The organism is Roseburia yibonii, assembly GCF_014297335.1.
Lineage (GTDB): Bacteria > Bacillota > Clostridia > Lachnospirales > Lachnospiraceae > Roseburia_D > Roseburia_D yibonii.
Genome location: NZ_JACOQH010000003.1, coordinates 1 through 24,828 on the forward strand (window position 1 = coordinate 1; position 24,828 = coordinate 24,828).

The window sequence follows — 24,828 nt, forward strand, 5'->3', positions numbered from 1 at the left end:
CTGTAGCTTGTCGATCGGTTTGTACATTGTTTTAGTCCCTCGTATGCTCAAAATCTGTAAAAAACTGCAAGAAAAACGATTTGTTTTCGTCAAAATCCTTGCTATCATTATACCAGAAAGTGGGGCAAAAGTCAGTAAAATCAAGTGTTTGCGGCTTGATCAGCAGACACTACTTAATAACTGACTATATGCTTCTACCTTACGAAATGTATTTCCTAACATTTCTCGATTCCTGTATTCTCTAATAGCTTCCATATCAAACTCCGCATAAAAAATTCCCTCAGTTTTATCATCAGCCAGCAAAACTGTGTTATCAACACATTTTCCATTTCTATCCCAGCAAATTGGGCTATATGCGCAGGAACATCCAGCATTATCTCCATTCGGATTTGCCATAGCAACTGCAACCATATTTTCATAAGCTCTTGTAGAAAGTGCCCTGATTCTTGGTTGCATAGAACCGCAATCATTTGGGACAAGAATAACCTCAGCTCCTTTTAACATCAGTATTCTTGCACTTTCTGGGAACTCTCTGTCATAACAAATCATAATACCTAATTGTATTCCTTCAAAATCACACACCTTAAATTCTTTCCCTGATTCAACATCTCTTTCATCTGCGAAATCACAGGTATGCACCTTAGAGTATTTCATCAATATATTACCCGACTTATTGATAACAAAGGCTGAGTTCTGCGGTTGCTTACTACCTTTTGTAAATGCAGTGATTACTACACCTATTTTATATTTTTTAGCATTCTCACATATTTTCGTAATCCTCATATCATCATCTGCAATACTTTTTTCATATGCCATAGGCAAATCATATCCTGTAACAAAGCATTCTGGCAGTAAAAGAATATCCGCATGTTTTTCCGAAGCCTCTTTCATTGCTATAATGATACTTTCAATATTTTTATCTATTTGTGCATTAATGGCACGTTTTTGTAATATTGCAATCTTAAACATTCACTTTCTCCTATCTGTTATCATTTAAGTCACTCCATCCATTCACCTGTAGTGAACCCAATATATCTTGTCACTTAATCAGTTCCATTTCATTTTCCATCTTTACAAATCCATATCTTTCATACAAAGGTCGTCCCATATCGGTTGCCTCTAATGCAATATGTGATATGCCCTGCTCCCTCGCATCTTTTATCAATAAATCCAATGTGTGATATGCAATTCCCTGTCTACGATATTCCGGATTGGTATACATATTCATGATATAAGCCTTTTTGCCTGTCGGGTTATGATATGTCGGCATAACCTGATAAAAGCTGACTCCACCTGCACCGATAAACTTTCCGTTATCATATACCAAATATGCAACATGCTCTCCAGTTTTCAATGCATGTCTATAATATGCATATGATTCCTTCTCTACCAGAGACATATCCACATCATCCGACAATTTATTAGCTGCACGCAGGACAATTATTCTCGTTCTTACTAATTCATCAACATCTTTCATTGTTGCTTTCTTATATTCAAATCTTTCTATATGATCATATGTGCAACCACCCAATGGTTCGTCAAATGTCATTGTTACGTTCTTGTCAATAACAGAATCTGTTAATTTTTTCGTAAAGCAGATAATTCTATTTGCTTCTACAAAACCCATTTTTAAGTGAAATTTGCGACTATTTTCATTATCTAGCTCACAATCACTGGCAAATTCTGTACACCCCTGCTCCTTTGCCCACTTCTGACAGGTCTCTAACAGACCTCTTGCCAGTCCTCTTTTTCTATATTCCGCTTTTATAAAAATCCCTTCCAAGTACCCTACTGGACTTGAAGCTGTGCCTTCTACATAGTCATGTCTTAATCCACATTGTGCGAAACCAACTGCGCCTGCATCTGCCACTGCAATAAAAACTCTCCCCTTCTCTTTGCTAATATAATCGTAAAATTCCCTTGCCAATTCTTCAATGGTATGTGATTTCCACATCTGAATCGCCAATTTTGCTACTATCTGTACATCCTCCAAAGTTGCTACTCTAATATCCATTTTCATTATCACTCCTACAGCCGATATAAGATTTATCCCTATTACTCCGCCCACAAATAGAGCCAAACTAGAGCCATTCGATAAAACAAATGCCGGAAACCTGCATAAATACAGGCTTTCGGCATTTCTGTCCGTTATTCAAACTCAATCGTTCCAGGTGGCTTACTCGTCAGATCGTAGAATACACGATTGACTCCTTTCACCTCATTTATAATTCTGCTCATCACCGTCTGCAATACTGCGAACGGAATCTCTGCGGATTCCGCGGTCATGAAATCAACGGTGTTGACCGCACGAAGCGCTACTGCGTAGTCATAGGTTCTTTCATCGCCCATGACACCGACGGAACGCATATTGGTAAGTGCCGCAAAGTACTGGTTCGGCATCCAGGACGGTTCCTCGCCGTTGGCTTTTTTGTAATCGGCAACCGCCTTGTCTACTTCCTCGCGGTAAATCGCGTCGGCATCTTGTACAATACGAACCTTTTCTGCTGTCACTTCACCGATGATACGGATTCCAAGTCCCGGTCCCGGGAACGGCTGACGGAAAACAAGTTTTTCCGGAATGCCCAGTTCAAGACCGGCTTTTCTTACTTCATCTTTGAAAAGATTGCGAAGCGGTTCAATGATTTCCTTGAAATCAACGAAATCAGGAAGCCCCCCTACATTGTGGTGGGATTTGATGACTGCGGATTCACCGCCGAGTCCGGATTCCACAACGTCCGGGTAGATCGTTCCCTGCGCAAGGAAATCCACTGCTCCGATTTTTTTTGCTTCCTCTTCGAAAACACGGATAAATTCTTCCCCGATGATCTTACGTTTTTTCTCCGGTTCTGTGACACCGGCAAGTTTTCCGTAATAGCGCTCCTGCGCATTGACACGAATAAAGTTTAAGTCAAACTGACCGTTTGGTCCGAATACGCTCTCTACCTCATCGCCTTCGTCCTTTCTTAAGAGACCATGATCTACAAAGACACAGGTCAGCTGCTTTCCGATCGCGCGTGACAGGATTCCTGCCGCAACGGACGAATCCACTCCGCCGGATAACGCAAGAAGAACCTTTCCATCGCCGACTTTCTCACGGATGGACTGAATGGTCTCTTCTACGAAAGAATCCATTCTCCAGGTTCCGGCACAGCCGCAGACGTTACGCACAAAGTTATAGATCATCTGTGTGCCGTTTACGGTATGAAGGACTTCCGGATGAAACTGGATCGCATAGAGTTTCTTTTCTACATTCTGTGCTGCCGCGATCGGGCAGTCCGCAGTATGGGCAACCACCTCAAATCCCGGTGCCGCCATCTCAATACGGTCAAAATGGCTCATCCAGCAGATCGATGTTTCCGGCATTCCCTGAAACAGAACTGCATTCGGTGCATAATGGATTTCTGTCTTTCCGTATTCTCCAACCTCTGGTGTGATGACTTTTCCGCCGAGTTTGTGCATCATAAGCTGCGCACCATAGCAAAGTCCAAGTACCGGAATTCCAAGCTCAAAAAGTTCTTTCTGATAAGAAGGAGAGTCCTCTTCGTAACAGCTGTTCGGCCCTCCTGTCAGAATGATACCCTTTGGATTCATAGCTTTGATCTTCTCAATGTCTGTTTTATAAGAATAAATCTCGCAATAAACATTGCATTCTCTGACTCTGCGGGCAACCAGCTGGTTGTATTGTCCGCCGAAATCAAGTACAATGACTAATTCTTTGTCCACGACTTTTTCCTCCTGGTATTTTCAATCTATCTTCCTATTATAAGGGAGCAGTTTCAAGTTTACAAGTAGAAGTTGTATCTTTTATATGTGCTGATGCAGATATTTTTCTTTGGTTGCCATTCCGCCGCGGATATGGCGCTCGGATTTGTTGACATCTAAGACTTTTCTCGCCTCTGCGGCAAGTGTCGGGTTGATCTGTACAATGCGCTCCGTTACATCCTTATGTACCGTACTCTTGCTGATTCCGAATTTCTTTGCGGTCTGACGCACGGTCGCGTTGTTTTCAATGATATAATTTGCGATATTTATAACTCTCTCCTCAATATAGCTTTTCACAAAAAATCCCCTGCGATACTAATTGTTACATTGTATGCCGGGGATTCTTTTATATGTCTGTCTAATTTTTTGGTCCGCCATGCGATCTTTCTGTCACCATAAGATCCTTACCTAATTATATTACAGATATCCATACAGACCTGCGCCTACTGCCGCTGCATATATCAGGAAAAGACTGACCAGCGCCAGCCATGCAATGACCTTAAAAACACCATTGCTTTTTTGGCTCTCTTTTTTACTTTTTTTGCTGCTCCTTTTGTTCTGCTTCCGGTGTCTGTTCCGAAAAAAAGCAGATTGAAGATAATGAGCAAAACCTCTGTGAGCAGGATCCCAATTCCTTTTCCGGTATGATACCGCTCCACAGTTCCGTAGCTTTCTTTTCCGGGTTTCTCATATACATAATAGGAAAACATGCGTTATACGCTCCTGGCGTCATTTTACTGATTCTCCCCTGAATTTTTTTCTTTAAACTCATAATCATTTTCATGCCGATCGCCTTTTTTTTCGTATCTGTTGTCTGTTTTCTGCTGTTTTAGAAATTCTTTCCGTCCCAGCCCCAGTCATTGATGCCCTGGTAAGTAATGTACACGGCACTTCCCGGGATTCCGAGCCGTTCTTTAAAGATACGGCAAATCTCCGCTGTCATTGCGTTATACTCTCTTGCGGAAGCGCTTCCGAACAGCTTTACCGAAACAAATGCTCCCTTGTCCAGCTTTTTGCCTCCCATGTAAAGATCGTAATTATCCTCAAATCCCAACATCAAAAAACCTTCCGGTTTATTTACGATCGAGATCGCGCGTCCCAGATCTGCTTTCAAGTTTTCGCGTTTCTCCCTGCTCACCGGGATAGAAATTTTTGAATCAATAAACGGCATATCCGCCACCTCCTGTTTTTATTTGATGACCGGCTGGAAATCCTCGGTATCTCCGCAGAAAAATCCGCCGATCTTTCCTGTGATCGTCTGCATGATATGTTTTGCGTGTGTATAATGTTCCGCGTCGATCGTCACAAAAAACATGGTCTTTACGCCCTGTTCTGTAAGCCAGTTCTTACTGTATTCGTCGCGAAATTCCGCCCTGGTCCACTCGAAATCCATCGAGCGTTCTTCCGGGATCACCACTTCAAGGACTCCCGCCGCTTCCCAGATCTCAAGTTCCAGGTCTGCTTCCTCCTGCAGCGCATCCGCGATCTCACGCACTGTGATCTCTTTTTGCTGCATGTAAAACCATTCTTTTGGAGCATCCGCCGCCCCATGGTTCTTTTCACGAATCTTTTTTAATTTTGACTTGTTTTTCATTCCATTTCCTCCAGTATCTGCCGCAGGGAATCCTCCACACGTCTGCATGCCGTCGCACGCACATCCCGCATGGTCGGATTACACGTCTCCATCAGATAGGGATGTCCGACAAATTCCAACATCGTCCGGTCATTTTCATTATCTCCGAACGCAGCCATCTCCTCCGGCAGGATATCAAGTTTTTCTCCGATCTCTTTTAAGGCAGAACCCTTGCTTGTGCCAAGCGGCGCGAAATCCACCCAGCGGTTTCCGGATGTCACGATCAGACAGCTGTCACCAAACGCCCGCTTAAAATCCGCCGTTGCCCCGTCACGCTTATCTTCCGGTGTAAAATAGGAAACCTTCATGATCGGTTCCTCGATCCGCTCCGGTTTATCTATGACCGTGATATTATTTCCAATATCGTCACGCAGATAGGTCACGAAAGACGGATCTTTCGGGATCACATAACTCGTGCACTCCCCCGATATCAGCACTTCGCAGTCCGGGTGTTCCAGTACGGTGTTGCTGATACGCATTGCCAGTCCATCCTCAAACTGCCGCTTCATCAATACCTGGTCCAGATGCATGACCAGCGCCCCATTTTCACACAGATACATGATCTTGTCCTTGACCGGCGCAAACAACCGCTGCAGGCTCGGATACTGTCTTCCGCTTGCCGGCATAAAAGAAACACCCCTTTTTGTCAGTTCCTCGATCAGTGGAAAGAGTTCCGGGCGGCATTTGGTCGCTCCGTCCAGAAGCAGTGTGCCATCCAGATCACACGCTATCAGTTTTATTTTTGTTTTCATCTTCTGCTATCCTCTATATGCATTTTCTGTTTTATATTTGATTTGTTTTCATACATGCTGACATCGGAGCGGTTTCTTGTCCCTTCAAAACTTTCGTCCCGCTCCGGATCAAACTGCGCGTAACCGCACGCGATATGGATCGGATAATGCTCCGGATCGCTGTTATATTTTTCCTCTTCCGTGCGCATTACCTCAATGCAGAAAAGGATCGGACATCTTGCGGCATGCTCCACGATACAGCAGAATTCGTCCCCGCCGATGCGGTAGACCTTTCCATAAGGATCAAAGATCTTTTCTATGATCCGCGCGGCATTTCTAAGGTAAGTGTCTCCCTCCACATGACCGTGTTCGTCGTTGCATTCCTTCAGATTATTCAGATCAAAGGAGACAAACATCTTTCCTCTGGCGCTTTTCATCTGCGACATGTCCTCCATATAGGCATTCCGGTTGTAAAGCCCCGTCAGGACATCATGGATCGCCAGTTCCTCATACACCTTTGCCTTCCGTCCCTTTTCGATCGTATCCACTGCATAGAATGCCGCCTCGTAACCGAGCATCAGCACAAACGCCAGGAATACAAAGCGTCCGAACAGATCCGCGTCACCGATATGGCGGTAATACAGCACGATATCCGTCACTGTTGCCGCCGAAAGCAGGATCATTCCTACGGTACTGATCTTCGCGTGCCGGTCGATCTGATGGCGGAACGCCTTATATAGCAGACATCCGATCATATAAAACAACGCGATACACAACATCATATGAGTCAGCCAGAGTGTTTCTTTCATATCCGCGATACCAAAAAACTGAAGTCCAAGCACAAACACCATCTCACAGGTATTGATCGCAAACAGCACCTTCCAGAGCTTCCGGTCCCCGATATTCAAAAACTCCCGCACAAATAAAACAAACGGAATCCCCATCAACATCAAAAGGATATACGCCATAAACGATGCCGCGATCCGGTCCCGCACGATCAGCATCATCGCGTCCGTCTCATTTGCCGACCAGACACCAAATATCGCCGAAAACATGCCCAGATGCAGCAGGCTGTTCCCGATCTCCGCCTTCCTGTGTACAATGCACCAGTAAACGATCATTCCAAATCCCAGTATGACGATCAGCGCGCTGACAAAAAACGTGATGACCGACTGCGCGAAGATCTTATAAAAAGCCTCCTGCTCTTTTCCGGTATAAAACGTGCAGTCTTGATACCGGACGTTTTGATATACCGGCGTCAGTTTGATCTTTATCTCTTTTGTTCCATATGGGACTGCCACAAAATTCCAGTGTGAGCCGGTCGTGCGTCCCCAGATTCCGCCTGTCCTTGTATTTTCATAGATCGGCTTTCCATCCGCGTAAGCCCACACAAGCTGGTGATTCGTGAAAAATACGATATTTTTCTGCATCCCCCCATAATCCTCCGCCGCAAACGAAAAGATCTCGCTTCCGTCCGCCTGTCTGGTGGTCGTGTCGGGGCTTGTTTCATCCATGCTTCCAAACTCCGTGATCTTAAAATTGGCTGCATACGCCAATAAGATCAACGCCAGCCCTGCTGCAATGACCAGGTACGGCATCCATCTTTTTATTCTTCTTATTAACATACTCCTGCTACCTCTGTATCCAAACTTTCCCTATTATCACAATATCTTATATACCGCATTTTTTCAAGGTTTTTCTCTCGCTTTACAGTTGCTTTTTTCCGAGGTTATGGTACAATAGGGGCATACAAACAGGGGAGCCTGCGACAAGCCGGCTGAGAGTAAGCTGTACTGCTTAGACCCTTAACCTGATTTAGATAATGCTAACGTAGGGAAATAATGACTGTAACGGATTCTTTGGATTATCGATCCACAGGATCCAGCTTATAGAAACGGAATACTTGCGTTTTGGTATTCCGTTTTTTTGTTATGGAAATGACCTCTTATCTTTATGGATCAGGCGCGCAAAAGACTATTTTGATAGAAAGAGAGATAAGAAATGAGAAATTACGCAACTCAGATGGAAGCAGCAAGAAAGGGAATCATAACCGAAGAATTAAAATCCGTTGCCGCCAAAGAACAGATGACCACAGACGAACTGCTGCCGCTCGTAGCTTCCGGCAAAGTCGTGATCTGTGCCAACAAAAATCACAAATGCATCGATCCGCAGGGTGTCGGTTCCATGTTAAAAACCAAGATCAATGTAAACCTCGGCGTTTCCAAAGACTGCAAGGACTATGACGTAGAGATGGAAAAAGTCATGGAAGCAGTCAACATGGGCGCGGAAGCGATCATGGATCTGTCCTCCCACGGCGATACGATCCCGTTCCGCCGCAAGCTCACCAGCGAATGTCCGGCTATGATCGGTACGGTTCCGGTCTATGATTCCGTGATCCACTATCAGCGGGATCTTGCCACACTTACTGCAAAGGATTTTATCGATGTGGTACGTCTGCATGCCGAAGACGGTGTGGATTTCGTCACGCTCCACTGCGGCATCACCAGAAAGACCATCGACCAGATCAAAAACCACAAACGCAAAATGAATATCGTTTCCCGTGGCGGTTCTCTGGTATTTGCATGGATGTGCATGACCGGAAATGAAAATCCGTTCTATGAATACTATGACGAGATCTTAGATATCTGCCGCGAGTATGATGTGACCATCTCCCTCGGTGACGCCTGCCGTCCGGGCTGTCTTGCGGATGCTTCCGATGTCTGTCAGATCGAGGAACTTGTCCGTCTCGGAGAGCTGACCAAACGCGCCTGGGCAAAAGATGTTCAGGTCATGGTGGAAGGTCCGGGACATATGCCGCTCGACCAGATCGCGGCCAACATGAAGATCCAGCAGACAATCTGCAGCGGCGCTCCGTTTTATGTATTAGGGCCGCTCGTTACCGATATTGCTCCGGGATATGACCATATCACCGCTGCGATCGGTGGTGCCGTTGCCGCGACCGCAGGCGCTGCTTTCCTCTGCTATGTCACTCCGGCAGAGCATCTTGCGCTTCCGAATGTCGATGATGTAAAACAGGGAATCATCGCTTCCAAGATTGCTGCCCACGCTGCTGATATCGCCAAGGGTGTGCGCGGAGCGAGAGATATCGATGACAAGATGGCTGACGCGAGACGTGTGCTCGACTGGGATGCGCAGTGGGAATGCGCGATCGACCCGGAGACTGCAAAGGCGATCCGTGAAGACCGCAAACCGGAACATGAAGACACCTGCTCCATGTGCGGTAAGTTCTGCGCTGTCCGCAGCATGAACAAAGCGCTGTCCGGCGAATACATCGATATTTTATAAGTACTTACTTCGATAACAGATCCATTCAAAAAAGAGAGAAAACGCTTGATAAAACGATTTCTCTCTTTTTTCTGTTTCTTGCTTAATTGTTATCTCACACTAATTGGTGTATTTCTGCAGCTCTTCCGCCACATCAAGCACTCCGCCCAACAGTTTCTTGGTTTCTTCCGCGTGCTCCAGGTTGTTGACACTGAGTTCCGCCGCCTGATGAGAGGATGCGGTCACTTCTTCCGTCGTTGCCGAAAGCTGTGTGATATTGTCAACGATCTGATTGTTGGACTCGGAGAGCTGGCCTAACATCTCATCGATTTGTCCGATATCCGTCGTAAGTTTGGTCACATTCTCATTCATATCCGTGAAGCTTGCTGAAACTTCCGTGATCAGGTCATCCTGCTTTCCTGCCGCAGCCACTGCCTCACCTACCGAATCCGCTGCCGAATGTGCATCCCCGGAAAGTTCCTCTAAGATCGACGCGATATTTTCGGTCTCCTGACGTGTCTTTTCCGCAAGCTGACGGATCTCATCCGCTACGACCGCAAAGCCTTTTCCGGCTTCTCCGGCTCTCGCGCTTTCGATCGACGCGTTTAACGCAAGGAGATTTGTCTGGCTTGAAATGGAAAAGATCGTATCCGCGATGCCCTTTACCGCTTCTGTCTTCTCCTGAAGCTTCTGCATGGACGCCGCCACGCCTTCGTTGATCTGCGCGATATTTTCCGACTGCGTCTTTAAGTGTTCCATCAGGTTCGCGTTCTTCTCATTGAGCTCGCCGGATTTTTTCGCTGTCTCTACCATCTCCGCAGAGCGCTCCATCGTCTCGCCGATCGCTTCCTGGATGTTCTGTGTCATCACGGTCTGTGCCTGGATATTCTCCGCTGTCGTCTGTGTGCTGTCTGAAATATCCCGGACTGCTCCGTTTACGGTATCCGTGGATTCATTGAGCTGGTTCATGATATCGACTGCCTGCTCTGTTCCCTCTCTGACCTGCTCTGCCACATTTACGATATGATCCATCATATCCTGCTGTTTTTTCTTTTCCTCGCCGAGCTGGCCGATCGTATCACTGTTGAATGTATGCGCAACCGCAACGGTCCAGTAGATCAGAAGCATCATAAAACAGATCACCAGTGTCGCGCAGATCTGATCCACAGTTTCGTCTCCGGTGCAGCGATGCAGCACCGAAATCTTTATCACGGTAATGATAATGTTAAGCGCACTCGTAACCACTCCGTAAAATCTGGAATACCGTCTGTCAAAAAACACGATACAGATGATAAACGGAACCGCTCCCATAAAGCGCAGATAATAAGCGTCAAATGCTATGCCCGTAAAAAACGTTATCACCAAAAGCCCGGTACTCAAGACATAGCGTATCCGGCGGTCTGCGCTGTTTGTGCGGTATAACATCAAATTTAAAACGATCATCACAAGCACGACCACTCCGATCATGCAGGTAAATCCAAGCGACCGTATTCCCCGCAGATATGCCACAAACACGATTACTGCAGCAAAAATATAAAACAAAATACTCGTAAGAACATACAACCCATTGGCGCGTGTCATCTGTTCTTTCTCATCTGCATACAGATAGTTCTTTTCCATCTTTTTCCTCTCCTTCTCTTTCGTTCTCTACTCTATTATAGCAATACAGCGTGCAAATTGATATAGAATTTTCTACAAATTCCGACGATATCTCATAAATATTTTTTCTTTTTAAAGATGTAGAGACTGACCACGACGATCAGCACCGAAACGAATATGACCACCGGATAACCATATTTCCACGCGAGCTCCGGCATATGGACAAAATTCATGCCATACCAGCCCGCGATCAGGGTCAGCGGCAGAAACACCGTCGTCACGATCGTAAGCACTTTCATTACATCATTCTGGCGGATGCCGATCTCGGACTGATATACGTCCTGCACCTGCATCGCGTACTCTCTTAACACCTGTGTTTCTTCCCGGAGTCTGCCCGCGCGGTCCGTAAACACGCCAAAGCACGTTGCCTCTTTCTCCCCGAAAAAATCCATCTCGTTTTCATGGAGCATTTCCCCCATATCCGCCATCTGGCTGTAATAGCGGTGCATTCTTGAGATTTCCTTTTTCATGCGTAACATCTCATGGTTAAATTCCTTATCCTCACGCTCCAAGATCCGTTCCTCCATCCCGGCGATCTTTTTTTCAAGTGCCGACAGATACAAGAGGTCATCATCGATCAGCGAGATCAGAAAATCATACAAAAAACGCTCCAGCGTGTAGCCCTTGCGCATTCTTGCCTGACGGATCTGCGCGATCTGTGTTCCGACGATCCCCGTGTCATCAATAAATATCATCTTTCTCTGTAAAATATAAAAGGCAAAACCGTAATTGTTCCGGTAATGCCCTTTCTCCGGGATATGGAATGTACCAAACAGATAGTCCGAATAGCTTTCCAGCTTGCAGAAATGAATATTGTCTTCCTGCCATCCAAGCAGATAATTCGCCCGGATGTCCGTTGCCTTCTCCCATTCCGCTCCGCTTAGTACCGCAATCCCGTCCTTATGATCTTTCCAGTCATCAAATTCTGTCTCTTCCAGCTGGTCATCCATGATCTTATAATAAATGACTGTCCACCTCCTGTATGTCTCTTCCTTCTTTTATCCTCTATCTTTCCCAAATTTCTCCCAAAATAACGCTCCCTAAGCCTGTTTCTGTGGCGTGAACTGAAGCTCGATCGTGGAAATGCACCCGCGAATGCTGACGTTCGCATGCTCTAACGATGCCGGAACACGGATACGGTTTTCCGTGTCAACACTCATCAGTTTCACCTGATCTTCCCTCCCTGCTTTTGCCCGCAGGACCTTCTCCTCATCCGACAGATACAGACACCGGTCCCCAACCCAGGCTCCATAAATTTTCCTTCCTTTTTTTCGCAGATTAAACTCCCTCGGCATGCTGACTTTTTTCCTGACTACCTGCGCATTTGTCTGTCCAACAGCAAACATGACGATCCCTTCTTTCTTCTCTGCAAATTCCTTTCCGGAATGCCTTATTTCCCTTTTATTTTATCACGTTTTGCCCGATTTTGTAAGAATTTTTTCATTTTTCAGATTTATTATTTACATAAACAGACATTTGTGTTATAGTTAGCAAGTCGGCTGGAAATATGCCGGTAAAACTAATATCATACATATTAGCAGAGTAGAAATCTGTGCGTTAAGTGCCATGTGAACAGGGAGTTGTCACACGGACGAAAAGCAATCGCTTGCGGTACAGGCTTCGCATCCCGCTGCTACATTCAGGTTATCTTGTCTCCTCTATGTAGTTTAGGAAAACTGCTAAAAGGAGGCTATTTTTATGAAAAAGATCAAACAACTCTTCTCGGATTCTCTTCACGAATTCACCGTAACCAAAAACCTTGTACTCTGTGGTCTTATGGCTGCGATCGCGATCGTACTCAGCATGGTTGCAAGCATTTCCATCGGACCTTACGTTAAGATCGGCTTCTCCGGAATTCCGAACCGCATCGTGGAATTTCTCTTCGGGCCGGTTGTCGGCTGCATTTTCGGCGGAGCGCTGGATCTCTTAAAATTCATGATCAAACCGGACGGCCCGTTCTTTTTCGGTTTCACCTTTAACGTAATGCTCGCCGGACTGATCTACGGCTGCCTGTTATATCACAAGCCGCTTTCGATCAAGCGTATCGTAATTGCGGAATTTCTGGTAAAACTGATCGTAAACTGCGGTTTAAATACGCTCTGGATCTCCATGCTCTACGGAAAAGCATTTTTCGTACTGCTTCCGATGCGCCTGTTAAAGAATGTGATCATGCTGCCGATCGACAGTGCCATCGTATTTTTCGCACTGTCCCTCACAAAGCAGACCGTTGGAAGACTCGGTTTTTCCCTGATCTCAGCGAAGAAACTTTCCGCGAAGGAATCTTAATTCCTGACCGGTAACAACGATTTATTTATTTAAAAGACAAGAAAACAAAAAAAGAACCGCTCCGGTTCTTTTTTTGTCTGTTAATACCTGGCACTTTTTAAAAGCTGCTTCGTATATTCTTCTTTTGGATTTTTATAGATTTCTTCGACCGGTCCCTGTTCTATGATCTCTCCCTCTTTTAAGATCAGCACGCGGTCACAGAGCTGGTAAACCACACGCAGATCGTGCGAGATAAACAGGATCGCCGTCTTTAATTCTTCATGCAGTTCTTTTAAGAGCGCAAGGATCTGCGCCTGTATCGTCACATCCAATGCGGAAACCGCCTCATCCGCGATAAAGAACTTCGGATTCAGGATAAGCGCGAGCGCAATGCAGACACGCTGTCTTTGTCCACCGGAGAGTTCTCCCGGATACCGCGAGAGGTATTCCTCGCCAAGTCCGACCCGTTTTAAGATCTCTCCCGCCTTTTTCTGTCTTGTTTTTCTGTCGTCCCGCGTGAAGTTTCTAAGCGGCTCCTCTAAAATCCATCCGATCGTTTTGGACGGATTTAGGGATCCGAACGGATCCTGAAACACCATCTGCGGATGCTTCTCCGCATGCGTGATGGTTCCATCATAGTTTTTGTTTATTCCAAGGAGCGTCCGGGCGATCGTCGATTTTCCGGAGCCGGATTCTCCCACCAGTCCTACGATCTCTCCTTCACTGATCGAAAAACTCACATCGCGCAAAACCTGCATCGTCTCTTTTTTCCCGAACAGTCCGCGCTTTCGTTTGTCAAAGAAAACATTTAATCCCAAAACAGATAGCACCGTCTTCTCCGGCGTTTTTTCCACTTTCTCTTTCTCACGTTCAAATCCCGGGATCGCGGAGACCAGCTTTTTCGTATACGCCTCCTTCGGCGCGTAAAAGACATCATCCGCACTGCCCGCTTCCACAATTTTTCCATCCTTCATGACAACCACCTGCCCGCAGAGCCTGTGTACCAGATGAAGATCATGCGAAATAAACAGGATCGCCGTATGCTCTTTTTCGTTGATCCGCTGCAGCAGCTCCAGGATCTGTGCCTGTATCGTCACATCAAGCGCTGTCGTCGGTTCATCCGCGATCAACAGTTTTGGTTTGTGTATCATTGCCGCGGCGATCATCACGCGCTGTCTCTGCCCGCCGGAAAGTTCATGGGGATATGCCGCATAAATCCGCTCCGTATCCGCGAGTCCCACATCACGCAGTGCTTCCATGGCACGCGCCCTGCGTTCCTCTTTGGACAGATCCGTATGGATGCGAAGGCTCTCCTCCACCTGCCAGCCGATGGTGCGCACCGGATCCAGGGAGGTCATCGGTTCCTGAAAGATCATTCCGATGTCCGTTCCTCTCAGTTTACATAACTCGCTTTCCTCCAACGAAAGGAAATCGTCATGCCCCGCAAACACGATCTCTCCATCCGCGATCACATTTTTCCGCTTTTTCAAAAGTCCTGCAATGGCAAGCGCGCTTAGGGATTTGCCGGAGCCGGATTCTCCCACCAGACCCACGCATTCTCCAAATCCTATGGTAAGATTAAAGTCCGTCACTACTTTTTGCTGTGTCTTCTTATCCTCAAATCCAATATTCAGATTTTTTACGCTCAGCAAACATTCTTTCTTTTCCATCGTTTCCTCTCATGCATTTCCACTGACATTCCATCGCTCATAAGCGAAAATCCGAGTATCATCAAAATCAGCACCAGTCCGGGCCAGATACAGCTCCCCGGCGAGACAAAAATATAAGACTGTGCCTCTGAGAGCATCCGTCCGAGACTTGCATAGGGCGGCTGTACGCCGATCCCAAGATAGCTTAGGCTTGCCTCCGCAAGCACCGCGTTGTTAAACCCGATCATAAGCGAGGACAGCAGTACCTGACGGATATTCGGAAGGATATGTACAAACATGATCCGAAGATCACAGGCTCCGGAGAGTCTTGCAAGTTTCACATATTCCATCTCCCTGCATCGTATGAACTCACTGCGCACAATTCTTGCGAAACTCGGGACAAACGCGATCCCAAGCGCAAGCACGGTCTGATAATTTCCAGGGCCGAGCACCGCGATCACCACCAGCGAAAGCAGGATACTCGGGAACGCGAACATGACATCCATGATCCGCATCAGCACCTCATCCAAAACCGATCCGAAATAGCCGGTAAAGGCTCCGATCAGGACACCGATACTGCCGCCGAGAAGCACTGTCCCTGCCGCCGCAAACAGTGTGATCTTACTGCCGGACATCACGCGGCTTAGAATATCCCGTCCGAGCTGGTCGCAGCCAAACGGATGCGCCAGGCTGCTGCCCGCAAGCTTCGCCGACGCATCTACCGCCTCCGGCGGATAGGGTGTCCAGATGATCCCCACCAGAACAAAGAGAAGCATCGCTACCGTGATGACACAGCCGATCTTAAAATTGTAATTTTTCCTTTTTTTTGATGTATTATCCATCGTTTATTCCACCGTAATCCTCGGATCGATCTTCCGGTAAATCAGATCCACACACAGATTTGTCACTATCACCACAAGCGCCATCATCATGATGATCGCTTCCACCACCGGATAATCCCGGTTGGAGATGGAAGTCATCAGTATTCTTCCAAGTCCCGGAATGTTAAACACTTTCTCCACAACAATACTTCCCGTAAAGATGTCGGCAAGCGCCATTCCAAAGAAGGTCAGAACCGGAAGGAACGCGTTTTTTAACACATGCCCGTATAGCACGCCCGAAATATCGTTTCCGCGGCTGTACGCCGTTCTCACATAATCGTGTTTCATCTCCGCGAGCAGTGAGCTTCTCAGCATTTTCACCGCCATGGCTGTCTTCGGAAGCGCGATCGCGACCGCCGGGAAAAACAGATACGCAAAGAATTTCCCCGCGTTCACGTCATAAGAGACAAAATCTCCCGGGACAAACAGTTTTAACACCACTCCGAAAACCAGTGTGAGCAGGATTCCCGAAAAGAACGACGGAACCGCCATGATGACCTGATTGAGCCCCGAAAAGACACTGTCCGCGATCCCGCCCTCGTGCTTTGCCATAAAAACAGCAAGCGGAACGGATATCACGATCATCAGGAAGAACGCCATAACCGTCAGTGTGATCGTGATCGGCAGTTTATCTAAGATCATTTCCCGCACCGGCATGCTGTAACTGTACGAAGTACCGAAATCTCCGGTGAAAAACGCAAACAGCCACGTCACATACCGCTCCATCAACGGGCGATCCAGTCCCATCTGTGCCCGCAGCGCAGCAAGCTGTTCCGGGGTCGCGTCCGTCCCTAATTTTGCCCTTGCCGGATCTCCCGGTATCAGTTCAAACGCAAGAAAGAGCAGAAATGACACGATCACCAGCGTAAGCAGCGTGGTAATGATTTTTTTTACGATCTGTTTCATGTTCTGCTCTCCTCCTCTTTCTCTTTTTTGTTTTTACTTACTGGTCATCTGCCAGCTTGATCTGTGCAATATCCTGGATATAAAGCGGATAGCATTTATATCCGGTAAATTTTTTGTTCAGTGCCACCATATCCGGCAGATCCTGAATGTATACACTCGCCGCCGTATCTGCGAGGATCTCCTCACATTGCTTGTAAGCGGCTGTCTGTGCATCCTCATCCGCGGTACTTCGCGCCGCCGCATATGCCGCGTCATAATCCGGGTTGGAATAATTGATAAAGTTGTTCTTCGCATCGGCGTTAAACCGGGATAACATCGCGGATGCCGCAAAGTAGGACGCATCCACGCCGACTAAGGTCGCCTCAAAATTCCGGTTGCCATAGGTATCATCCAGCCAGGTATTCCATTCCACCTGATTGATCTCTGCCGTAACTCCGATCTTCTTTAACTGTTCCGCAATGATCTGTGCCGTATCCACATGCTGCGGATAATTGGCAGGAACCGTGATCGTAAAGCTGAATCCGTCGCCATAGCCTGCTTCTGCCAGCAATTCTTTCGCTTTGTCCACATCATAGCTGTATTTGTCTGCCAGTTCCGGCTCAAAGTATTTCCGGAAGTTCGGGAACATGCTGCTGCCGACTTTTACGCCCTTGCCATCGGAAACCATATCGATGATCTCATCGCGGTCGATGCCGTAGCACAGCGCCTGTCTCACCTGTTCATTCTGGAACGCTTCAAAACTGTTGTTTAAGTAAAGTCCCTGTACCAGGTTCATGGTTCCTTCCACTACATTGTAGTCGTCTCCCAGCTGCTTTGCCTGTGTCGTGGTCAGATGTGCCATCATGTCGATGGAACCGCTGTTTAAGCTGGTGACAACAGAATCCGTATCGGCACATACTTTAAATGTGACCTCATCGATATCCGGCTTGCCGCCCCAGTAATCCGCAAAGCTCTCCAGTTTGATGTTTTCCTGTACGGAACGGGAAACATATTTGTATGGTCCGGTTCCGATCGGATCCGCATCCGGATCTGCGTTATCCGCAGGGACGATCGCCGCTTTTACGCCAGCCACATAGGACAGGAAATCGGCATCCGCCTCAGCCAGTGTGATCACCACTGTTTTATCATCCGGTGTCTCAATGGATGTGATATTAGAAAACGCCGGTATCAGAGCGGAGCCGCTGCTGCTATCGGCGCAGGTTTCAAGGGAAGATTTTACGTCCGCTGCCGTAACAGGATTTCCGTTATGGAATTTCACTCCGTCTCTTAAAGTGAATGTGTACACAAGCCCGTCATCGGATACCTCGTATCCGCTTGCCACAGCAGGAACTAAATTTCCATCACTGTCCGGTTTATACAAACCTTCAAACACATTAAACAGAATTTCTCTTGTTCCTGCCGCTTCCGCTTTGTGAGGGTCAAGACTGTCTTCCAAATCCTGTGCAATGCCTACAGTGATCTGTGAGGAATTTTTTCCACCTGTTTCGTCACCTGCGTTTCCGCATCCGCTCAGTGCAATAGTCAGTGTTGTGAACACGAGTAACAAAGCCTTTACTCTTTTACTTCTTTGTTTCATGTTTTTGATTCCTTTCTCTTTATGAAGTTTTCGTTGGCTGTCGGCCTTGACGGCAGTCGCTCGCCATGCCAGTGCCAGGGTTTATTGTAGTGCATTGCGCTTTAAAATGCAATAGAAAAAAAAGAACCGCAGCCTGTATTTCAGACTGCGGTCCCTCTCTGTGATGATACTTTTTTATTTTTTATGCTTCTTCCTTCTTTGCTGTAAACAGCTTGGACAGGCAGTGGTAAGCAACCAGTGCGCCAAGGATCATCAGTAAGATCGCAACGATAAGCTGCAGTCCGTCTACCAGGAATGTTGCTGTTCCGGCAGAAACGTTTCTTACTAATGCGATGGTCTTCTGAACCAGTGCGGTAAAGGTAACCGCAAGCATGACGAACATCGGGATGTAAAGTGTCCATCCGGTACGTCCGGTCGTCTTTAAGAATACGGCAAGCGCGATCAGTACCATTGCTGCGAGCAGCTGGTTCGCGGAACCGAATAACGGCCAGATGTTGTTGTATCCGCCAAGTGTTAAAAGCCATCCAAAGAATAATGTGATGATGGTTGCGAAATATTTGTTGGTAAGCACTTTATGTAAACCATCCATCTTTTCCGGATCTGTGGTATCTACATAGAACAGTTCCTGGAAAGACATACGTCCGATACGCGCTACGGAATCCAGTGATGTAAGAGCAAGCGCGGATACACACATGGTCATGAATACGGTCGCCACTTCATTCGGGACACCGAAACGTTCCAGGAATCCTGCGACACCGGAAGAAAAGATCGAGAACGGAGTTCCGTCCGGCTTTGTTCCGTTTACTGCAACTGCGCCTACAACAACAAGTGCAACGATACCAAGTAATGATTCTACAACCATTGCGCCGTAACCTACCATCGGCATATCTTTTTCATTGCTGACGGTCTTGGATGAAGTTCCGGAAGATACCAGACTGTGGAATCCGGATACCGCACCACATGCGATCGTTACGAACAGGGTCGGGAACATATAAGAAGTGCTTCCGTCTGCTCCAGTCAGTGCGAATCCGTTGAATGCGTTCAGCTGCATCGCCGGATGCGCAACAACGATACCAACAACCGCGCCAATGATCATACCAAGTAACATATAAGTTGTCATGTAATCTCTCGGCTGCATCAGTAACCACATCGGCAGTACAGATGCAAGGAACAGATATACCATGATGATGCCGATCCAGGCAGATTTTGTTGCGTAGATCGGAAGATGCATACCAATGGCAAACATGATAACGATGAGCGCTACCGCGATCACACCCTTTAATCCCTCGTTGATCTTACCTGTTTTTTTCAGTACCAGACCAAGGATGATCGCGAATACGATAAATAACATGGATACAGAAGCTGCTGCTCCGTTTGCAAATACCGGTGATGTCACTGCTGCTCCGGTCGCTGCGTCTACCGGGAACGCGTTAAAGGTACCTGCGACCATATCTGTAAATGCTGCGATAACAAGCAGGGTAAATAACCAGCAGAAAAGCATAAAGAGTTTTCTTCCTGTTTTTCCGATATACTTTTCGATCAGCATACCCATGGATTTTCCTTCGTTCTTAACGGATGCGTATAATGCTCCGAAATCCTGAACCGCACCGAAGAAGAGACCTCCGATGATCAGCCATAACAGAACCGGAACCCAGCCGAATACCGATGCCAGGATCGGTCCTGTGACAGGGCCAGCTCCCGCGATGGATGAAAACTGATGGGAGAATACTGTAAATTTGGAAGATGGCACAAAATCTTCTCCATCCTCATACTGGTAAGCAGGTGTCTTTGCGTTTGCATCGATTCCCCACTTTTTGGCGAGCCAGCGTCCGTAAAGCAGATAGCCGGCACCCAATGCAACAATTCCAATTAAGATAATTACTAAACCGTTCATTTTCTCACCTTTCCTCGTGAATAAATTTCCAAAACAGGACGTCTGCCTTAAACTCAGCTTTTGGCAGGTATAACTAAAATTCATATTAGTCATGCCTGCCATAACATCTCTGTTTTGTCTATATACTTTATCACTCTGTCGGAAAAATGTCAACTGTCCGATCTTATAAATTATCCGGGCGTGTTACCTCATAGTCGCTCCAGCTGCTTTCCGCCGGAGCTCCGGACATATCTGCCGTATCGGAATAGGAATCAGCCGTGATCGTATATGCACTCGTTCCTTCTATATATATAGTACTGTCCGTGCCTTTTACCGTCACCGTATTTCCATCCGCGTCCTGAATCGTTCCCTCACAGGAAAGGCTGCTTACTGTGCTGTCGCCGGTCACGATCCATGTGCTGTCTTTGTCAATATACAGGTTGCAGTATCCGTCCCCGCCATTTCCGGCATAAGTTTCATCATCCACAACCGCTCCGGTGAGGGTGCTGCCTGTCATATAGAGATCCAGCTGGCTGATGCTGTCCCAGATGATATCGCCCTGCATTTCCTGATCGTTCGCGCCAAAGAGGCAGTCCGCACCGTTTGCTCCGGTCTGTCCCCATCCTCTTTTGTTGTTATTTCCGGTGCAGCGCAGGAAGAATGCATTGTCATCCGCGTAGTTAATATCCACATTGGAAAGTACAAAGGTGGATTCAGTATTGGTCGTATAGAACATTCCGCCGTTTTTTGCAGTCAGTGTTCCGCCGTCCATCTCAAAGGTGCTGTTTCCGACCTCGGAATCCCCGGACATGCTCTGGTACAAGATCACATTCCAGGTGCAGTCATTCTGTTCGTCATCGCTCATGTTTCCGGTCAGATCCGTGTCAAACAGGTGCAGCGAATTCAAGCCCTCAATGCAGACCGCCTCTGAACCGTTTGCGGTAAGATCGGCATTGTTTACCGCGATATCCGCGGTACTGTAAACGGCCGGTGAACCGGTTCCGTTTGAGGTATAGCTTCCACCGTCCACAACCATCGTTCCGCCGCCACGGTCAGAACGGATCGCCGCTCTGTTTTACGACCACTGTGTCCGCAGTCACCTGAACCTCTGTTTCTGCTGCATCCTCCGTGCTCTCCGTTGTTTCTTCTCCGTCACCCGGTGCCTGCTGCCCGCTGGTCTGAACCGTTATGGTATCATCTCCGACTGCCGTCACTTCCCCGACCAGCGTTTCACTCTGTGCTTCTGATCCGGAAGCTGCCGCCTCTGTGGACGATACCGCCGTTGTCTTTGTACTCGTTGTTCCACAGCCTCCAAGCACTGACATACCTACAAAGACTCCTGTTAAGATTGCAATATATTTTCGTTTCATAGCCATCATCCTTTCTGTTTTTTTCTGATTTCTTATTTCAGTTTATATTGTGATCAAAGAGCCTTAGCTGAACCTTAGCTTTCTATTTTATTTTTTTGAACACATGTCACCGCAATCCGAAAAAGCGCTACGCCGACCACGAACAGTACCACGATCATTGCCACACCCTTGTTGATATCCCCTGTCAGCTGGGAAACCACACTGACGATCGCCGTGCCGATAAAGGAGGCTCCTTTTCCGCAGATATCAAGCAGTCCAAAATATTCTCCCGACTGCTCCGCCGGAATGATCTTCGCGTAATAGGAGCGGGACAATGCCTGTATCCCTCCCTGGAACATTCCGACAAAGATCGCGAGGATCCAGAACTGTGTCTGCGTACGGAGCACACAGGCAAACAGCGCAATCCCTATGTAAGCCACGACGCAGACCGTGATCAGATGTTCCGTGCGAAACCGCCTTGCCAGTCTTCCAAACAGGATCGCACATGGAAACGCCACGATCTGGGTCACCAAAAGCGCTAAAAGCAGTCCCGTACTGTCAAGGCCGAGCGCGGAACCATAGGCGGTCGCCATATCGATGATCGTATACACGCCATCTATATAGAAGAAAAACGCGAGCAAAAACAGAAAGATCTTCTTTTCCTTACGCACATTTAAAAATGTTTTCCCGATCCTCGCAAAACTCTCCCGGAACGCATGTGGTTTCCGCTCCACATAATTCTTCTGCCGGTAGGTCTTTAACATGGGTACGGTCATAAGCACCCACCATGCCGCCGTGACAAAAAACGAGATCCCCATCGCAAGCTCCATCGAAATGCCGAGTTTTCCGGCTCCAAGCACGATCATAAGACAGACCACAAACGGTACACAGCTTCCGATATAGCCCCACGCGTATCCCTGCGATGACACCTGATCCATCCGGTCCGCGGTCGTGACGTCTGCAAGCATGGAATCATAAAAGATCAGGCTTGCCGAATACCCGGTCTTTGCGATCACATATATGACCAGAAACACGAGCCACTGCTTCGCGAATCCCATCAGCACGCATGCCGCCACGCCTACCGCAAGCGCAACCGAAAAGACCGGCTTCTTAAAGCCCTTCGTATCCGCAAGCGTCCCGAATACCGGCCCGATAAACACGACCAAAAGCGTTGCCACGGATGCCGCATAGCCCCAGTACGCCAGATAGTCAACCGAGGACAGCCCCGCCTGTTCCGCCAGATAATTGAAATAGAGCGGCATGATCGTTGCGATCAGCAGTGTAAATGCCGAATTTCCGACATCATATAAGATCCAGTTTTTTTCTTCCTTTGTCAGTTTCATTTTTCTCCTCACTTCCCGCCACAGTGGCAATATCTTTATTTTAAAGAAATGTGAGCGATATTACCACCATAGTTATGTAAAATTTTGTAAAAACCATGTCACTTTTCTGTAAAAACAGATGCTATCCGCCCGGATGACTTTTCCTATCCGAATAAAAAAGCAGCGGAAACAGGTTCCGGTCAGATTCCGGGCTGTTCCGCCGCCTCTAAAGACTGCGCTTAGACAGGTTCTTTTATTTTACCAGACTTTCCGCATAGTCCAGTGCCGCCACGATATTCGGCAGGAAATATTTTTCTCCGATGTCATCCACGAAACCGTCTTTTTTCATGACGGACATCGGCTGTTCATTGACATGCGAAAAAATTAACGTGATGCGCTTCTTTTTCGCGCGCTTTTCCAGATCACGCAGGGAACGCATCGCGCTCGCGTCGATCGCCGGCACGCTCCGCATACGGATCACGACTACTTTTGTGGAGCGGTCGCTGTTGATGCGCAAAATCTCATCCGCAGCTGCGAAAAATAACGGCCCGCTGATCTCAAATACACGGATCGTGTGCGGGATTTCACGCAGCTTTTCCGCCTCTCCCGGTGTCATATCCGGCTCATCCGTGTATTTCCATGCTGTCACATCGGCTGTTTCCGCCATACGTTTCATAAAAAGCATCGATGCCAGTACCACGCCTACTTCGATTGCAACGACCAGATCAAAAAATACGGTCAGGAAAAATGTTGCGACCATGACGATAATGTCACTCTTCGGTGCTGTTTTGCACAGATGGAAAAAGGATGTCCAGTCTGCCATATTCGCAGCCACCACTAAGAGAACCGCCGCCAGTGTCGTCATCGGGATCAGTGCAGCAAGCGGCATCAACGCAAGCAGGATCACCGTCAGTGTCACGCAGTGTACAATACCAGCGATCGGGGTACGTCCGCCGTTTCTGACATTCGCTGCGGTACGGGCGATCGCTCCGGTTGCCGGGATTCCGCCAAAAATACCGGAAAAAATATTTCCGACACCCTGTCCGATCAGCTCTGCGTTTGATTTATGGGTATCTCCGATCATTCCGTCCGAAACGACTGCGGAGAGCAGGGATTCGATTCCTGCGAGGATCGCGATCGTAAACGCCGGCGAGAACATCTTCTGGATCAGTCCAAAGGAAATTGCCGGCATATGCGGTGTCGGGAATGAAGAAGACAGCTCCCCATATACACTGCCGATCGTATTGACCGGAAGTTTCGCGAAATATACGATCAGTGTCGTCACAATGATCGCGATCAGCGAACCCGGTATCTTATCGGTCACTTTCGGCCAGACAACCATGATAAGCACTGCTGCCACGCCGATCAGTGTTGCCGTCAGATTGATCGTTGCCGCGTTTTTCGCGTAACAGACCACTTTATCCAGAAATTCGGACGGCACCGACGCGATCTTTAACCCAAAGAAATCTTTGAGCTGACCGACAAACAGTGTCACCGCGATTCCACAGGTAAAACCGGTTGTGATCGTATAAGGGATGTATTTGATCAGGGAACCGAAATGGCAGAGCCCCATGATCACCAGCATCACACCCGCAAGAATGGTCGCAACGATCAGTCCGTCCGTTCCGTACTCTGTGACGATCCCGTAGATGATGACGACAAATGCCGCCGTCGGGCCACCGATCTGCACACGGCTTCCACCGAGAAAGGAAATAAAAAATCCCGCGATGATCGCCGTATAAAGTCCCTGCTCCGGGCCGACGCCGGACGCGATGGCAAGTGCAATCGAGAGCGGCAGCGCAATGATTGCCACGATAATGCCTGAAATAATGTCTTTGATCAGCTGTTCTTTCGTGTAGCCTTTTAGCACGTCAAACAGCTTTGGTGTTAAAGTATTCATAATTTTCTCCTCTTTATCTATTGTAAACTCACCGTCG

The 24,828-nt window shown here is 47.5% G+C and carries 23 protein-coding genes, 1 pseudogene and 2 riboswitches; of the genes and pseudogenes, 2 read left to right on the top strand and 22 right to left on the bottom strand.

Annotation, left to right across the window (positions count from 1 at the left end):
• Window positions 1-159 precede the first annotated feature (159 nt).
• The 10 genes and pseudogenes from H8Z76_RS04865 to H8Z76_RS04910 form a co-directional block, all read right to left on the bottom strand.
• Window positions 160-969: a carbon-nitrogen hydrolase family protein gene (locus H8Z76_RS04865; RefSeq protein ID WP_186981824.1), complete on the bottom strand. Its 810-nt coding sequence runs from the start codon at window positions 967-969 to the stop codon at window positions 160-162.
• Between the two features lie 70 nt (window positions 970-1,039).
• Window positions 1,040-1,549 carry a GNAT family N-acetyltransferase gene (locus tag H8Z76_RS13945; RefSeq protein ID WP_186981999.1) on the bottom strand — a complete coding sequence of 170 codons (510 nt, stop codon included), beginning with the start codon at window positions 1,547-1,549 and terminating at the stop codon, window positions 1,040-1,042.
• A gap of 75 nt (window positions 1,550-1,624) precedes the next feature.
• Window positions 1,625-2,020, bottom strand: a pseudogene (aac(6'), locus tag H8Z76_RS13950) (aminoglycoside 6'-N-acetyltransferase); the annotation flags it as partial.
• Window positions 2,021-2,148: 128 nt separating this feature from the next.
• Window positions 2,149-3,723: a glutamine-hydrolyzing GMP synthase gene (gene guaA, locus H8Z76_RS04880; protein ID WP_186981825.1), complete on the bottom strand. Its 1,575-nt coding sequence runs from the start codon at window positions 3,721-3,723 to the stop codon at window positions 2,149-2,151.
• 81 nt (window positions 3,724-3,804) lie between these two features.
• The gene (gene spoIIID, locus H8Z76_RS04885; protein ID WP_022515324.1) at window positions 3,805-4,059 is read right to left on the bottom strand and encodes a sporulation transcriptional regulator SpoIIID; all 255 of its coding nucleotides are present in this window, start codon (window positions 4,057-4,059) and stop codon (window positions 3,805-3,807) included.
• Between the two features lie 164 nt (window positions 4,060-4,223).
• The gene (locus H8Z76_RS04890; RefSeq protein ID WP_186981826.1) at window positions 4,224-4,472 is read right to left on the bottom strand and encodes a hypothetical protein; all 249 of its coding nucleotides are present in this window, start codon (window positions 4,470-4,472) and stop codon (window positions 4,224-4,226) included.
• 119 nt (window positions 4,473-4,591) lie between these two features.
• The gene (locus H8Z76_RS04895) at window positions 4,592-4,933 is read right to left on the bottom strand and encodes a phenylpyruvate tautomerase MIF-related protein (RefSeq protein WP_186981827.1); all 342 of its coding nucleotides are present in this window, start codon (window positions 4,931-4,933) and stop codon (window positions 4,592-4,594) included.
• Window positions 4,934-4,951: 18 nt separating this feature from the next.
• Window positions 4,952-5,356, bottom strand: a complete 405-nt coding sequence (locus H8Z76_RS04900; RefSeq protein ID WP_186981828.1) for a hypothetical protein — start codon at window positions 5,354-5,356, stop codon at window positions 4,952-4,954.
• Window positions 5,353-6,147 carry an HAD-IIB family hydrolase gene (locus H8Z76_RS04905; RefSeq protein WP_186981829.1) on the bottom strand — a complete coding sequence of 265 codons (795 nt, stop codon included), beginning with the start codon at window positions 6,145-6,147 and terminating at the stop codon, window positions 5,353-5,355. The genes H8Z76_RS04900 and H8Z76_RS04905 overlap by 4 nt, the downstream gene beginning before the upstream one ends.
• Entirely contained in the window at window positions 6,144-7,751 is a 1,608-nt protein-coding gene (locus H8Z76_RS04910) for a GGDEF domain-containing protein (protein ID WP_186981830.1), read from the bottom strand. Before H8Z76_RS04910 ends, H8Z76_RS04905 begins: the two co-directional genes overlap by 4 nt.
• A gap of 120 nt (window positions 7,752-7,871) precedes the next feature.
• Window positions 7,872-7,980: riboswitch (TPP riboswitch) on the top strand.
• Between the two features lie 147 nt (window positions 7,981-8,127).
• Here H8Z76_RS04910 and thiC point away from each other — a divergent pair.
• Window positions 8,128-9,432: a phosphomethylpyrimidine synthase ThiC gene (gene thiC / locus H8Z76_RS04915; RefSeq protein WP_186981831.1), complete on the top strand. Its 1,305-nt coding sequence runs from the start codon at window positions 8,128-8,130 to the stop codon at window positions 9,430-9,432.
• Window positions 9,433-9,531: 99 nt separating this feature from the next.
• Here the strand turns inward: thiC and H8Z76_RS04920 are convergent, their stop codons facing one another.
• The 3 genes from H8Z76_RS04920 to H8Z76_RS04930 form a co-directional block, all read right to left on the bottom strand.
• Window positions 9,532-11,031 carry a methyl-accepting chemotaxis protein gene (locus H8Z76_RS04920; RefSeq protein ID WP_186981832.1) on the bottom strand — a complete coding sequence of 500 codons (1,500 nt, stop codon included), beginning with the start codon at window positions 11,029-11,031 and terminating at the stop codon, window positions 9,532-9,534.
• A gap of 92 nt (window positions 11,032-11,123) precedes the next feature.
• Window positions 11,124-12,020: a magnesium transporter CorA family protein gene (locus tag H8Z76_RS04925; RefSeq protein ID WP_186981833.1), complete on the bottom strand. Its 897-nt coding sequence runs from the start codon at window positions 12,018-12,020 to the stop codon at window positions 11,124-11,126.
• 90 nt (window positions 12,021-12,110) lie between these two features.
• On the bottom strand, window positions 12,111-12,416 hold the full coding sequence (locus H8Z76_RS04930) for a hypothetical protein (RefSeq protein WP_022514803.1): 306 nt from the start codon (window positions 12,414-12,416) through the stop codon (window positions 12,111-12,113).
• 190 nt (window positions 12,417-12,606) lie between these two features.
• A riboswitch (THF riboswitch) is annotated at window positions 12,607-12,705 on the top strand.
• Window positions 12,706-12,768: 63 nt separating this feature from the next.
• Between H8Z76_RS04930 and H8Z76_RS04935 the strand changes: the two genes are divergently transcribed.
• Window positions 12,769-13,356, top strand: coding sequence for a folate family ECF transporter S component (locus H8Z76_RS04935; RefSeq protein ID WP_022514804.1), 588 nt, complete (start codon window positions 12,769-12,771; stop codon window positions 13,354-13,356).
• A gap of 80 nt (window positions 13,357-13,436) precedes the next feature.
• On the opposite strand, the gene H8Z76_RS04940 is transcribed toward H8Z76_RS04935, so the two are convergent.
• The 9 genes from H8Z76_RS04940 to H8Z76_RS04980 form a co-directional block, all read right to left on the bottom strand.
• Entirely contained in the window at window positions 13,437-15,005 is a 1,569-nt protein-coding gene (locus H8Z76_RS04940) for a dipeptide ABC transporter ATP-binding protein (protein ID WP_186981834.1), read from the bottom strand.
• Complete coding sequence (locus H8Z76_RS04945) at window positions 14,981-15,826, bottom strand: ABC transporter permease (protein ID WP_186981835.1); 846 nt, start codon at window positions 15,824-15,826, stop codon at window positions 14,981-14,983. Before H8Z76_RS04945 ends, H8Z76_RS04940 begins: the two co-directional genes overlap by 25 nt.
• A gap of 3 nt (window positions 15,827-15,829) precedes the next feature.
• Complete coding sequence (locus tag H8Z76_RS04950) at window positions 15,830-16,771, bottom strand: ABC transporter permease (protein ID WP_186981836.1); 942 nt, start codon at window positions 16,769-16,771, stop codon at window positions 15,830-15,832.
• 37 nt (window positions 16,772-16,808) lie between these two features.
• A complete protein-coding gene (locus H8Z76_RS04955) occupies window positions 16,809-18,347 on the bottom strand; it encodes an ABC transporter substrate-binding protein (protein WP_186981837.1) in 1,539 nt (512 codons plus the stop codon).
• Window positions 18,348-18,528: 181 nt separating this feature from the next.
• Window positions 18,529-20,241, bottom strand: coding sequence for a carbon starvation CstA family protein (locus H8Z76_RS04960; protein WP_147618363.1), 1,713 nt, complete (start codon window positions 20,239-20,241; stop codon window positions 18,529-18,531).
• 163 nt (window positions 20,242-20,404) lie between these two features.
• Window positions 20,405-21,256: a hypothetical protein gene (locus H8Z76_RS04965; RefSeq protein WP_186981838.1), complete on the bottom strand. Its 852-nt coding sequence runs from the start codon at window positions 21,254-21,256 to the stop codon at window positions 20,405-20,407.
• Window positions 21,257-21,272: 16 nt separating this feature from the next.
• Window positions 21,273-21,590 carry a hypothetical protein gene (locus tag H8Z76_RS04970; RefSeq protein WP_186981839.1) on the bottom strand — a complete coding sequence of 106 codons (318 nt, stop codon included), beginning with the start codon at window positions 21,588-21,590 and terminating at the stop codon, window positions 21,273-21,275.
• A gap of 74 nt (window positions 21,591-21,664) precedes the next feature.
• Window positions 21,665-22,912, bottom strand: coding sequence for an MFS transporter (locus H8Z76_RS04975; RefSeq protein ID WP_186981840.1), 1,248 nt, complete (start codon window positions 22,910-22,912; stop codon window positions 21,665-21,667).
• Window positions 22,913-23,144: 232 nt separating this feature from the next.
• Window positions 23,145-24,791: a SulP family inorganic anion transporter gene (locus tag H8Z76_RS04980; protein ID WP_186981841.1), complete on the bottom strand. Its 1,647-nt coding sequence runs from the start codon at window positions 24,789-24,791 to the stop codon at window positions 23,145-23,147.
• Window positions 24,792-24,828: the final 37 nt, after the last annotated feature.